The sequence below is a fragment of the Micromonospora trifolii genome (assembly GCF_022229005.1).
Lineage (GTDB): Bacteria > Actinomycetota > Actinomycetes > Mycobacteriales > Micromonosporaceae > Micromonospora > Micromonospora trifolii.
Genome location: NZ_JAKKFD010000022.1, coordinates 41,629 through 53,512, shown reverse-complemented (window position 1 = coordinate 53,512; position 11,884 = coordinate 41,629). Strand labels below are relative to the sequence as shown.

The following is an 11,884-nucleotide window of genomic DNA, read 5'->3' as shown; positions in this document are numbered from 1 at the left end:
GGCCGGGTCCGGCGTGCCACCGGACCCGGCCACCGTTTCGGTCACAGCACTAGCGGATGCGCTCGCCTCGGCTCTCGATCCGGAAGTAGTCGAAGGCGACGTCGAGGTCGGTGGAGGTGCCGGCCCGGTTGAAGGCCAGTAGCCCGGCCTTCGTCGGCTCGACGTTCAGCGTGTGGGAGCCGAGGTAGCGGTAGACGCTTCCCTCGGTGGAGTAGTAGGCGCGGTAGCTGTCCCCGATCTTGGTCAGTCGCAGCCAGATGGCGCCGTCGGCCCCGACGATCCGCTGGGCGTCGGCACCGGTGATCTCCAGGGTGGACGCGGTGCCGTTCTGCTCGCGCAGGAAGACGATCCGGGTCTTGTTGACGGCGGCGGTCGCGTTGCCCATCTCCCAGGCGAGCTTCACGTAGTTGTTGTCGTCCGCGTACGCGAGCACACCGCCCTGCTCGTTGTTGGATGCGAGTGGGCGGGAGAAGACGATCCTGGACTCGGCCGTCCAGTCGCCGTCGACGTCCTGGAGGGCCAGGTTCCGCGCGGTGTTGGCGTTGCCCTGGAGGTCGCCCTGCTGCGCGGTGACGACCAGGGACCCGTCGGCCAGACGTCGGTTGCTCTCGTCCGGCCGGACCCACTGCCACTGCGGGCCGAGTTGGGTCGAGCCGAACTCGTCGCTGCCGGTGACTGTGGTGTTCAGGTCCACTGTGTAGGTCGACGAGGCTCCGCCGTTGGTGACGGTGACGCGCGCCTGCCCGGTCGGGCCGGTCGCCTGCTCGACTACGACAGTGGCGGCGGGGTCGGCGGCGCTGGCGGTGACCGTCGGCACGGTCGTGGTGCCGGCCGGGGCGAGGGCGTTGTAGCGCAGCACTGTCGGCGTGAAGGACGCCAGGCGCTTGCCGTCGACGCGCAGGGCCGTCAGCGTCGTGTCGGGCACCAGGTTGAAGACGTAGTTCTTCACCAGGGGGCCGAAGAAGCTCTCCGTCGTGACCTTGACGACGGCCTGACCGGGTACGCCGGCGGCCTGGGAGATGATCTCGTAGCGGGCCTTCCGGTCGGCCGTCCGCACCTTGGTGATGGTCGGCGACGCCCCAGCGGGCACCGGAATGGTGTACGAGGTGTCCGACAGGTTGAAGCCGCCGAACCTCTTCCCGTTGACGACGATCGTCGCCGACAGTGGCGCGTCGTCGACCGGGATGTCCCGCCCGCTGAACTCCTTCCAGTAGTTCACCGAGGTGTCCCGCCAGTCGGCGGCGTCCGCCTCGTGCACCGCCAGTTTGGCGCGTACCTCGGCGAACCGGCGTGCGTCGATGTCGGGTTGGAGCGCGTCCCAGGTCTCCCGCATCCAGGTCACGTACTGCACGCCCATCTGGTAGCGGTAGACCAGCTCGTCCCAGAAGGTCCGGCCGCTGTCCATCCGATGGCCCCACGGCACGTGGTGGAACCACATCAGCAGGTTCTCCGGGACCGAGTTGATGTTCCCGTAGCGCTGTTGCAAGCGGGGGAAGTACTGGGCGGCCAGGTTGCTGCCGGTGGGGGAGCGGTCGAAGCCCAGACCGACGCTGTCGGCCTTGTTGTAGTAGATCGGGCTCCAGTCGTCGCGGCCCGCCCAGTCGGCGGGGTCGGGGCGGTAGTGGACGCCCTCGGCGAACTGGTGGCCGATGCCCAGCGGCGTCTGGTAGCTGACCAGCGACTCCCACGACCCCATCATCATCGTGCGGATGGTGTCGACGACGCGCCGGTCGTTGCTCCAGGTCATCCGCGTCCAGTCGGTCGCGATGTCCGTCGAGTCGAGCGTCCAGTCCCACGCCTGGCGTCCGAAGGCGAACAGGTTCGCCTGGGCGAAGTGGTGCCCGGTCAAGTTGTCGGCGTTGCCGAGGTTGGCGACACCCACGATGGCGGTGTCCGGGTGGTGTTGGGCGGTCCCGTCGACGATGTTGCCGACCAGGCGCTTCTTGAGCAGCTTCCCGTTCGCGTCGGTGGCGTACGTGTCGGTCTTGAGGATCTCCTCGTACATCGGGCCGAGGTAGGCCAGCATCCAGTTCTGGCCGGTGTACTCCTGCGTGATCTGGAGTTCCAGGGCCTGGTTGGTGTTCTCCATCCGGCCGAACATCGGGTGGATGGGCTCCCGGGCCTGGAAGTCCAGTGGCCCGTTCTTGGTCTGGAGGAACACGTTGTCGGCGAAGCGTCCCCGGCTGCCGTCCGGCTGGACCTCGTCGTCGATCGGCCCGAACTCCAGGTAGGCCCGCTTGAGCCGGTCGTTGTCGACCTCGGCGTTGTAGACGAACGTCCGCCAGTGCACTGTCATCCCGAGCGGCGCCACAGCGGCGGCGATGGCGTTGGCGCCGTCACCGTGGTCGTACCCGAAGTCCTGTGGCCCCGGCTGTCCCTCGGAGTTGGCCTTGACGGTGAGGCCCATGAAGTCCGGGATCGCGGTCTGGATCTGCTGGGCCCGGCGGTGCCACCAGCCCCGGAAATCGGCGCCGTACGGATCGAGCTGGGCGTTGGTGAGCGTGTCCGGCGCGAACCGGCTGTCGGTGGGCGCTGTGTAGCGGATCGACAGGCCCAGCCTGATGCCGTACGGACGCAGCGCGTCGGCCAGGGCGGCCTCCTGGGCGATGCGGGCGCTCGTCAGGTACGCGTTGTCGGCGTTGACGTTGTTGATGGTGATGCCGTTGATGCCCAGCGACGCCAACGCGCGGGCCATGACGAGGTAGCGGTCGAGGATGACCGGCAGGTTCCGGCCGGCGCTGGCACCGGTCGCGGCGAAGTTGAAGATCGCCCCGCTCTCCCCGTTCAGCCCGCCGATTCCGGAGGGGTTGTTGCCGGCGTAGAGACGCTCGGTCTCCCAGTTGTTCAGCAACCGATGCTTGATCTTCGGTGACTCGGCGACACGGAGGTGGTCGATGGGTTTCTGGGTCTGTAGCAGCCGGAGGAAGGCGAAGGTGCCGTACAGCGCGCCGAGGTCGGTGTTGCCGGCGATGACGGTGAACCGTGACCTGCCCTTCGACACCGAACGGACGAGGTAACCCTCGTCGCCCACGGTGGCCAGGTCGCGGGTCGCGATGGTGCGGCCCACCAGCGGCGAACTCGCCGGCGTGCCCACCACGATCGCGCCGTCGGGGACCGTGCCGCCGTCGACGGTCGCCTCGGGGGTGGGCTGACCGAGCAGCCCGCCCAGGCCGCGGACCAGTTCGTCGCGGGCGGCGCCCAGCGTCGTCTCGACGAGCTTCTCGCTGGAGCCGGGGGCCATGGCGAGGTCCGTCGTGTGCCGGTGGACCTTCGTGGTGTCGGCGTTCTCGACCACGATCGCCGTGGCCGTGCGGCGGTAGTCGCGCAGCAGCTTCGCGTCGTCGACCGGCACGTACCGCAGCCACAGGTCGGAGCCGTTGTAGTCGTCCGGCGACGGGGCCGCGGCGACCGGCGTGGTGGTGGCGACGGTGAGGGTGGCCGCGACGGTGGCCAGTGCCGTGCCCAGCACGATGAGTGTTCGCCGTAGCCGGGGCACCGAAGCTCGGTTCATCGCCATCTCCTCGTTCGTCCGCTGCGGACGCCGTTCGGCCCGTCCGGCGAGCGCAACGACGTTGCTGGATGGATGTGCGTCGATCCTTCCGGGCGTCGCTCCGCCTCGGCAACGAGTTGTCGTTTCTTGTCGCGGGGCCGTGCCGCCCTCACGGCAGGTGGGCCGCCGGGCCGGGAACGGGCCGCTGCCGTACCCACGATGGTCGGGCCCGACCGGGGCTCGGGTTGCGCGCGGCCGTCGAGTCGCGGACCACGAGGCGTACCGGCAGGACCATCGGCCGGCCGGTGTGCCCGGGCGCCCCCTCGATCATCGTGAGCAGGTGCCGGGTAGCGGCCGAGCCCTCCGCGTAGAGCGGTGCCGCGACAGTGGTGAGCCGTGGCGTGACGATGTCGGCGGCGAGGATGTTGTCGAAGCCCACGACGCTGACGTCGCCCGGAACGTTGACGCCCATCCGGCTGAGACCGCGGATGATCCCGATGGCCATCTGGTCGTTGAAGGCCAGGACCGCCGTCGCGGGACGGGCGCACAGTTCCTGTGCGGCCCGCTCACCGCCGGCCATCGTGGGGCTGAACGGCCCGATCTGGCGAACCTTGATCTCCAGCTCCATGCCCGCCTCGAGCAGCGAGCGCCAGCGCACGCCGTTGGGCCAGGACGCTTGCGGCCCCGCGACGTAGGTGATGTGGTCGTGCCCCAGCTCACCCAGGTGCTCGGCGGCCCGTCGCACCCCACGGGGGTCGTCCGTGACGACGCACGGCACGTCGGCGAGAGCGCGGTTGAGGACCACCACCGGCCGCTGCTTGGCGACCATCCGGATGGCCGAGTCGGACATTCGGCTGCTGGCCAGCACGATGCCGTCGACCGTCGACATGGTGCGTTCGACAGCCGCCCGTTCCAACCGGTCGGACTCCTGGGCGTCGATCAGCACCGTGGTGTATTCGCCGTCGGCCGCCACCTCCTGCGCGCCGCGCACGATCTCGGCGTACACCGGGTTGGTGATGTCGGCGATGACCAGGGCGATCATCTGCGTGCGGGACGTGGTGAGCGCGCGAGCGAGGGGGTTGGTCCGGTAGCCCAGCCGGCCGGCGACCTGCCGGATCCGTTCGGCGGTCTCGGAGTTGACGCGACTCGGTCGGGAGAAGGCGCGGGACACGGTGGACGGTGAGACGTCCGCCTCGAGGGCGACGTCGTAGATCGTGACTCGCTGTCCCGGCGGCCTGGTCTGGTCGGGCATCTTCATGCTCCTCCCGGCTACTCGCCGTGATCATGCTATGGCGGCGGTGAATACTCGGCAATGCCCCCGCAACAATCCAGCAGCCCGATCGCATTCGCGCGAGGCAATACATGGCAACCCGTTGCCGCCGCGGCGCGCCGGCTGCCTCAATCAGCAGTGATGACACCTGGCGGAGGGAACGGCTCATGGGTATCTCGCGGCGCGGCGCTCTCCTGGTCACGGCATCGTCGCTCCTGGTGGGCGCGGTCGGGTGTGGGGCACCCGAGGCCCCCGGCGACTCCACTGGCGACAGCACCGGCGAGGTGCCACAGCGGCCCGGTAAGGCCGTCACGCTCAACGTCCTCGACGTGGCGGGCAACCTCCAGCTGACCCAGGGGATGATCGACGAGTTCGTCTCGAAGAACCCCGACGTGATCTCCCGGGTGACCTACTCGAAGGCGCCGGCGCCCGAACTGGCCGGGAAGATCAAGGCCCAGCAGGGGGCGGACCGGGTGGACATCGGTCTCGTGCTGACCGGCGTCGACGGCCTGGCCGCCGGGATCGAGCAGGGGCTGTGGATCGACGTGCTGCCGACCTTCCAGGACCGCCTCGGCGGCATGAGCAACTACCTGGAGCCGGCCGCCGCGATGCAGAAGCTCGCCGGCAACGCGGGCGTCACCGTCACCTACTACCCGTCAGGTCCGCTGCTCGAATATCTGCCGTCCCGCCTGGCGACGCCACCCACCAGCGCGGACGCGCTGCTCGCCTGGGCCAGAGCCAACCCCAGGAAATTCCAGTACGCCCGCCCGGCCAACTCCGGCCCGGGCCGAACGTTCCTGATGGGCCTGCCCTACATCCTGGGTGACACGAACCCCAAGGACCCCACAGCGGGCTGGGACAAGACGTGGGCCTTCCTCAAGGAGTTGGGCCAGTACGTCGACTACTACCCCTCCGGCACCACCGAGACGATGAAGAACCTCGCCAACGGCACCGCGCACCTGATCGTCAGCACGACCGGTTGGGACATCAACCCCCGGGTGCTCGGCACGGTGCCCAAGGAGGCCAGGATCACCCCGATCGACGGCTTCCACTGGGTCACCGACGCGCACTACGCCGTCCTGCCCAAGGGCGTGTCGACAGACACCCAGGCCGCGGTGCTGGCCCTGCTGGCGTTCATGCTCACCCCTGAGCAGCAGGCGAAGGCGTACGACGAGGGGTACTTCTACCCGGGCCCGGCGATCAAGGAGGTCCAGCTCTCGTCGGCGCCGCAGAAGAGCCAGGACGCGATTCGGGAGTTCGGTCGCCCCGAGTACGACGCGCTGATCGCCGGAAACCCGACCGAGGTCCCGCTCGACGCGAAGAGCCTGGTGGCGGCGTTCAGCCGCTGGGACCGCGAGATCGGCGGCGGCAAGGTCAAGCAGGGATGAGCGCCTTCACCCAGCTGCGGCTGGACGGGGTGTCCCGCCGGTTCGGCGGCCAGGCCGCGCTCACCGAGCTGGACCTGACGATCGAGGCGGGGGAGTTCATCGCCCTGCTCGGCCCGTCCGGCTGCGGCAAGTCGACGGCGTTGAACTGCCTGGCCGGGCTGCTGCCGTTGACGGCGGGGAGCATCTGGCAGGACGAGCGTCGCATCGACACGCTGCCACCGGAGCGGCGCGGCTTCGGCATGGTGTTCCAGAGCTACGCCCTCTTTCCGCACCTGACGGTCCGGGCGAACATCGCCTTCGGGCTGCGGATGCGGCGGCTGCCCAAGGAGGAGACGCGCCGGCGTACGGAGGAGGCGGTGCGGCTGGTGCGACTGGAGGACCACGTCGACAAGCTGCCCGGTCAGCTCTCGGGCGGCCAGCAGCAACGCGTCGCCATCGCCCGCGCCGTGGTGTTCGAGCCGTCCCTGGTGTTGATGGACGAGCCGTTGAGCAACCTCGACGCCAAGCTGCGCCTGGAGATGCGGACCGAGATCCGTCGGCTGCACCAGTCGCTGGGGCTCACCACCGTCTACGTGACCCACGACCAGGAGGAGGCGCTGTCCCTGGCCGACCGATTGGTGGTGCTGCGCGAGGGGCGGGTGCAGCAGATCGGCTCGCCGCGTGAGCTGCACACCCGGCCGGCGAACTGGCACGTCGCCGACTTCATGGGCTACCGCAATCTGTGGCGGGGGCGGGTGGAGCAACTGGACGGCGCCCGGGCCACCGTCGAGTCGTCCGGCCATCGCCTGCTCGGCGAGGTGGTGGGGGGCCTCCAGACCCGAGCCGAGGTCGTGGTCGCGGTACGCCCCGAGGACATCCGCGTCGACGGGCCCGGCGAGACCCGCAACGCCATGTCGGCGACGGTCGAGGTGGTGGAGTACCAGGGTCGCGAGTTGGCGGCCGAGGCCCGCACCGACACCGGGCTGCTGCTGCACCTGCGGACCGAGCAGCGGATCGCGCCGGGCGACCAGGTCAAGCTCGCCGTCGACCCGCGGCGGCTGCTCGTCTATCCCGCCGACGCGTCGGCGCAGCCCGACCGCCTCACGGACGCCTCGGCGGCGACGCGGTGAGTGGCCCCGGGCCGGGGAGGCCACTGACGCACTGGCGGCACCGCCTCGCCGAGCGGGGCGTCGATCGTCAGCTCTGGCTGCTGGTCCCGGCCCTGGTGTTCGTCATCGCCCTGTTTCTCTACCCGTTCTTCTACGGGCTGACGCTCTCGTTCCAGCCGACCACTGGCGGGCCGTTCAGCGACTACGTTCGCTTCTTCTCCGACTCCTACGAGCGGGGCACGATCTGGATCACGCTGCGGATCGCGTTGCCCGCCGCTCTCCTGAACGTCCTCGCCGCGGTGCCGATCGCCTACCGGATGCGCGGCCGGTTCCGGGGCAAGCGGCTGGTCACCACGCTGCTGGTCGTGCCGATCACGCTCGGCACGGTCCTCACCGCGCAGGGGTTGCTGAACTTCCTCGGCCCGACCGGCTGGTTCAACCGGATCCTGCTGGCCAGCAACCTCGTCGACGAGCCGGTGCGGCTGACCCACAACTACTGGGGCGTGTTCTTCTCGCTGGTGATCACCGGCTTTCCGTTCGCGTTCCTGCTGGTGCTGTCGTACCTGTCCGGCATCGACCCGACCCTGGAACGGGCGGCCGCGACGCTGGGCGCGGACTGGCGTCGTCGGTTCACCCGGATCACCCTGCCGCTGCTGATGCCCGGTCTCGCCACGACCTTCTGCCTGACGTTCGTCCTGGCGTTCAGCGTGTTCCCGTCGGCGGTTCTGGTCGGCAACCCGGCCGGTGAGACCCGGGTGATCTCCCTCGCCGCCTACCAGGCGGCCTACGAGCAGTACGACTACCCGTACGCGTCGGCGATCGCCATGATCATGGGCTTCGTCGAGCTGGTCATCATCGCTGTGGTGCTGGCCGCTCGTGGCCGCTTCTACACCGGCTCCACCGGAGGCAAGGGCTGATGGCAACGACCACCCACGCCCCACCGGCGCGGCACCCCGCCACCAGCACCGACCGGCGGCGGCGCATCGCCGCGCGGCCGGCCGCCTGGATCGTCTGGGGCGTCGTCGTCTTCTTCTTCCTCAACCTGCTGGGCGTCGTGGCGTCGGTCCTGGTCAGCTCGTTCGGCCGGCGCTGGTTCGACACCTGGCTCCCGGACGGCTACACCACCGACTGGTACGCCCGGGCCTGGGACGAATTCGCGCTCCTCCAGGTCATCGTCGTGACACTGGAGGTCTCCGTCCTCGTCGTGGGCCTCTCGCTGGTGATCGGCGTGCCAGCCGCCTACGCCCTCGCGCGGCGCTCGTTCCCGGGCAAACGGCTGATCTTCCTCGTGTTCCTGCTGCCCATCCTGATGCCCCCGATCACCTACGGCATCCCGCTGGCGACAGTCCTCTACAAGTTCGGCCTGGCCGGGCACATGTCCGGGGTGGTGCTCGCCAACCTCGTGCCGTCGGTGCCCTTCGTCATCCTGACCATGACCCCGTTCATCGAGCAGATCGACCCGAGGATCGAGAGCGCGGCCCGCATGTGCGGCGCGGGCCTGCGCACGGTGTTCCTCCGGGTCCTCACGCCGTTGCTCGTGCCGGGCATCCTCGCCTCCGCGATCCTCGTGCTGGTCCGGACCGTGGGCATGTTCGAGCTGACCTTCCTGACCGCGGGGCCGGACTCGCAGACCCTGGTGGTGGCGCTCTACTACTCGATGTCCGCGTCCGGGATCAGGGCCCAGCAGTCGGTCGACGCCATGGCGGTCATCTACACCTCGATGATGCTGGTCCTGCTCGTCGTCGCGCTGCGCTACGTCAACCCGACCCAGCTCGTGGCGCAGGTCAAGGACGAGCCGGAGCACTGAGGCCGGCGCTGGCCGCCTCGTCGAGGATCTCACCCAGGCGACCCGCGACAGTGAGGAGCGCGGGCAGGCTCGTCCGCAGACCGCGATAGGCCGCGGCGAGAGCCGGGTCGACAGCTACCGGCTCGCCGCCGGCGACCCCGGGATCGAGCTGGGTGACCGCCTCCTGGAGATCGGAGGTGTGGCCGATCGCGAAGAGCCCGAGCGCCGCCGCGCCGAGGGTGACGTGGTCGGCGCCACCCGCGACGCGCACCGGGCAGTCCAGGACCGCCGCCATCACCTCGCGCCACAGCGGAGACCGGAAGGTGCCGCCGGCCAGGCGGACGCTGCCGATCGGCGTCAGCCCGGCCAGACGGTCACGGACACCACCGAGTTGCAGGCAGACGCCCTCCACGGCGGCCCGGACCAGGTGGCCGCGCGAGTGCTCACCGCGCAGTCCCAGGAACGCGCCCGGCGGAGCGCAGCCCTGCGGCGGGGCCTCGTCGGCCCGCAGGTAGGGCAGCATCACGAGACCGTCGCTGCCCGGCGCGATCCGCTCGGCGAGATCCAGCAGCGCGGGCGCGGCACTGTCGTCACCGAGGACACGTCCCGCCCACCGTACGACGTTGCCGCCGTTGCTGACCGCGCCGCCGACAACCCACGCGTCGTCGGTCAACGCGCCGCAGGAGAACGCCTCCGCCGGGTCGGTGAGGGGTGCCTCGACGACAGTCCGCAGGGCCCCGGCGGCGCCGAGCGTCAGCCCACCGACGGCGGGGTCGATCGCCGCTGCGCCCAGACTCCGCAACGGACCGTTCCCCGCGCCGACCACGACCGGTGTGCCGGAGGGCAGGCCCACCGCGCGCCCGGCCGTCGGCGACAACCGCAACACCGCCGTCGTGGGCAGCACCGGGGGAAGCTGACTCGCGGACACCCCGGCGAGATCGAGTACGGCGGGACTCCAGCCCCGACGGTGCACGTCGAACATCCCGGTGCCGGAGGCCGAGGACAACTCGGTCACCAACATTCCGGTGAGCCGATGGACCACATAGTCCTTGAGGCCGATCCACCACCGCGTCGCCGTGCAGAGGTACGGCTCGTGGCGGGCGAACCACAGGAGCTTGCAGAGCGGGTTCATCGGGTGCACGGGTGTGCCCGTCAACCGGTGCAGCTCCCGGCTCTGGCCGGACGACCGCAACTCACGGGCCGCCTCCGACGACCGCGTGTCCCGCCGGGTCAGCAGCGGCGTCACCGGCGTCATGGCCGCGTCCAGCCCGATCAGGCCGTACCTGGCGGAGCTCAGCGCAACGGCGACCACCTCCACCCCGGCGGCGCCGGCCACACACGCGGACATCGCCGCCACTGTGGCCGCCATCAGCACGTCCGGCTCCTGCACCCGCCAGCCGGGCATCGGCTCGAGCAGTGGGTACTCCCGCGTCGCGACGTGTCGTGCGGAGCCGTCCAGAGCGAACGCGACAGCCCGCACGGCGGTGGTGCCCACGTCGACTCCGATGATCACCCGACGCTCCGGCCCCATCCGCACATGGTCGAGCGGCGGTCTGCGGGCCGGCAAGCGGTTGCGCGCAGTTGTCCTGTCGTGGCACGAAGACCGACGCCGGGATCAACCGATGCCAGAGATTGATTACAGTCACCTGAAGACAGGCGGGGCTTCCGTAAGACTTTCTCGTCCCGGGGTGCTCTGCGTTCTGGTCCGAGTTGGCGTCAGTCCTCGTCGGTCGGGCCAGGCCGGTTCTTGGCGATCCAAGCTCGAACGGCCTTGCCATCCCAGACGCGGCCCATGCTCAAGGTGGCGAGCGGATCAGGGAATCCCTTGCGGCCCACGATGATCGTGGCGCGCTGCTTGCTGATCCCGCCAAGCAAGTCGCGGATCTCATCCAGCCCAAGCAACTCCACGTTGTGACGGTAGAAGCCTTGGGGGTTGCACCAGCATGAACTGGGTGAGACAACCCCTTCAGGGGTTGCCCTCGTACAGCTCCCCGTGATGCGATGGGTGAATGACCCGACGCGTCACTTTCGTGGAGTATTTGGCGGCCGTAGCTTTGACCCTGGCTCGTAGGCATAAGCCGGTGTGGTCGTGGATCAAGTGGCGGAACGTCTGCACGTGCGGGAACGAGCTGCCGTGTCGGATCAGACACAAGATCCCGATCAACCGGGGTCACTGGCCGGGTGAGAGCTGATGACCACACACGGGCCGGTGCTTCCACTGTGGCTGTGCGAGGCGTGCGACCGGCCTTGGCCCTGTGCCACACGCCGGGTTGAGCTGCTGGGGGAGTACGCCAAGTCGCCGGGAACCCTTCGGATCTACATGGGGTCGCACCTGGTGGCGGCTACGCAGGACATGTCCTGGGCTCCCGCTGACGCCGTGTACCGCAGATTCCTCGGGTGGCTGGCATGAAGGCGGGCGACGTCGTGCTGATCGGGGCGGCCTGCTCGGTGCAGTTCTCGGGCGATCGGGCCCTGATGCTGCGTCTGGTGTCGATCGGCGAGACCGACCCGTACAACGACTGGATCTGGATCACCGGGTACGTGCTCGACACGAAGGGGCTGGCTACGGCCAAGCGCGAGCTGTACGTCTTGAGGGCCGGGTTGCGTATCCGACGGCGAACCACCCCGGCGAGTGCGCAACCGCGGCGGTCCGGTTCGCGCGTGATGGCCTAATAAGCCAGCCGCACCAAATCCCCCCTCGGCGTGGCCCGGTCGACAACCGCCGGCACCCACGGCGCAAGCGGGCAACACCCACCATCTACATCGGTTAGATTCCTCGCGCGGCGGTTGACACGCGGGGTGTCAACACGGGGCGTCGCGGGTTCGTTGCATGGCGACAAGCCTGTCCGCCCCGGGTCCGCG

Annotated in this window: 9 protein-coding genes; 5 read left to right on the top strand and 4 right to left on the bottom strand. The window is 69.6% G+C overall.

Going from position 1 to position 11,884, the window contains the following annotated elements:
- Nucleotides 1–49 precede the first annotated feature (49 nt).
- Both NIE79_RS15160 and NIE79_RS15155 read right to left on the bottom strand, forming a co-directional pair.
- Nucleotides 50–3,511: an alpha-glucuronidase family glycosyl hydrolase gene (locus NIE79_RS15160; protein WP_238679188.1), complete on the bottom strand. Its 3,462-nt coding sequence runs from the start codon at nucleotides 3,509–3,511 to the stop codon at nucleotides 50–52.
- A gap of 148 nt (nucleotides 3,512–3,659) precedes the next feature.
- Complete coding sequence (locus NIE79_RS15155; RefSeq protein ID WP_238679187.1) at nucleotides 3,660–4,742, bottom strand: LacI family DNA-binding transcriptional regulator; 1,083 nt, start codon at nucleotides 4,740–4,742, stop codon at nucleotides 3,660–3,662.
- Nucleotides 4,743–4,927: 185 nt separating this feature from the next.
- Here NIE79_RS15155 and NIE79_RS15150 point away from each other — a divergent pair, with 185 nt between their 5' ends.
- Genes NIE79_RS15150 through NIE79_RS15135 form a run of 4 tightly spaced genes read left to right on the top strand, consistent with a single transcriptional unit; the run spans nucleotide 4,928 to nucleotide 9,043 of the window.
- Nucleotides 4,928–6,148: an ABC transporter substrate-binding protein gene (locus tag NIE79_RS15150; protein WP_238679186.1), complete on the top strand. Its 1,221-nt coding sequence runs from the start codon at nucleotides 4,928–4,930 to the stop codon at nucleotides 6,146–6,148.
- A complete protein-coding gene (locus tag NIE79_RS15145) occupies nucleotides 6,145–7,257 on the top strand; it encodes an ABC transporter ATP-binding protein (RefSeq protein WP_238679185.1) in 1,113 nt (370 codons plus the stop codon). Before NIE79_RS15150 ends, NIE79_RS15145 begins: the two co-directional genes overlap by 4 nt.
- Nucleotides 7,254–8,153: an ABC transporter permease gene (locus tag NIE79_RS15140; protein ID WP_238679184.1), complete on the top strand. Its 900-nt coding sequence runs from the start codon at nucleotides 7,254–7,256 to the stop codon at nucleotides 8,151–8,153. Before NIE79_RS15145 ends, NIE79_RS15140 begins: the two co-directional genes overlap by 4 nt.
- Entirely contained in the window at nucleotides 8,153–9,043 is an 891-nt protein-coding gene (locus tag NIE79_RS15135) for an ABC transporter permease (RefSeq protein WP_238679183.1), read from the top strand. Before NIE79_RS15140 ends, NIE79_RS15135 begins: the two co-directional genes overlap by 1 nt.
- Here the strand turns inward: NIE79_RS15135 and NIE79_RS15130 are convergent.
- A complete protein-coding gene (locus NIE79_RS15130; RefSeq protein ID WP_238679182.1) occupies nucleotides 9,021–10,553 on the bottom strand; it encodes a gluconokinase in 1,533 nt (510 codons plus the stop codon). The genes NIE79_RS15135 and NIE79_RS15130 overlap by 23 nt on opposite strands.
- Before the next feature lie 185 nt (nucleotides 10,554–10,738).
- Entirely contained in the window at nucleotides 10,739–10,930 is a 192-nt protein-coding gene (locus NIE79_RS15125) for a hypothetical protein (protein ID WP_238679181.1), read from the bottom strand.
- A gap of 498 nt (nucleotides 10,931–11,428) precedes the next feature.
- On the opposite strand from NIE79_RS15125, the gene NIE79_RS15120 reads away from it, so the two are divergent.
- Nucleotides 11,429–11,695, top strand: coding sequence for a hypothetical protein (locus tag NIE79_RS15120; RefSeq protein ID WP_238679180.1), 267 nt, complete (start codon nucleotides 11,429–11,431; stop codon nucleotides 11,693–11,695).
- Nucleotides 11,696–11,884 lie beyond the last annotated feature (189 nt).

Excerpts from the sequence above, each read along its gene's own strand:
- NIE79_RS15120 (WP_238679180.1), top strand. The coding sequence starts at position 11,429 with ATGAAGGCGGGCGACGTCGTGCTGATCGGGGCGGCCTGCTCGGTGCAG.
- NIE79_RS15130 (WP_238679182.1), bottom strand. The coding sequence starts at position 10,553 with ATGGGGCCGGAGCGTCGGGTGATCATCGGAGTCGACGTGGGCACCACC.
- NIE79_RS15150 (WP_238679186.1), top strand. The coding sequence starts at position 4,928 with ATGGGTATCTCGCGGCGCGGCGCTCTCCTGGTCACGGCATCGTCGCTC.
- NIE79_RS15160 (WP_238679188.1), bottom strand. The coding sequence starts at position 3,511 with ATGAACCGAGCTTCGGTGCCCCGGCTACGGCGAACACTCATCGTGCTG.
- NIE79_RS15155 (WP_238679187.1), bottom strand. The coding sequence starts at position 4,742 with ATGCCCGACCAGACCAGGCCGCCGGGACAGCGAGTCACGATCTACGAC.
- NIE79_RS15135 (WP_238679183.1), top strand. The coding sequence starts at position 8,153 with ATGGCAACGACCACCCACGCCCCACCGGCGCGGCACCCCGCCACCAGC.
- NIE79_RS15145 (WP_238679185.1), top strand. The coding sequence starts at position 6,145 with ATGAGCGCCTTCACCCAGCTGCGGCTGGACGGGGTGTCCCGCCGGTTC.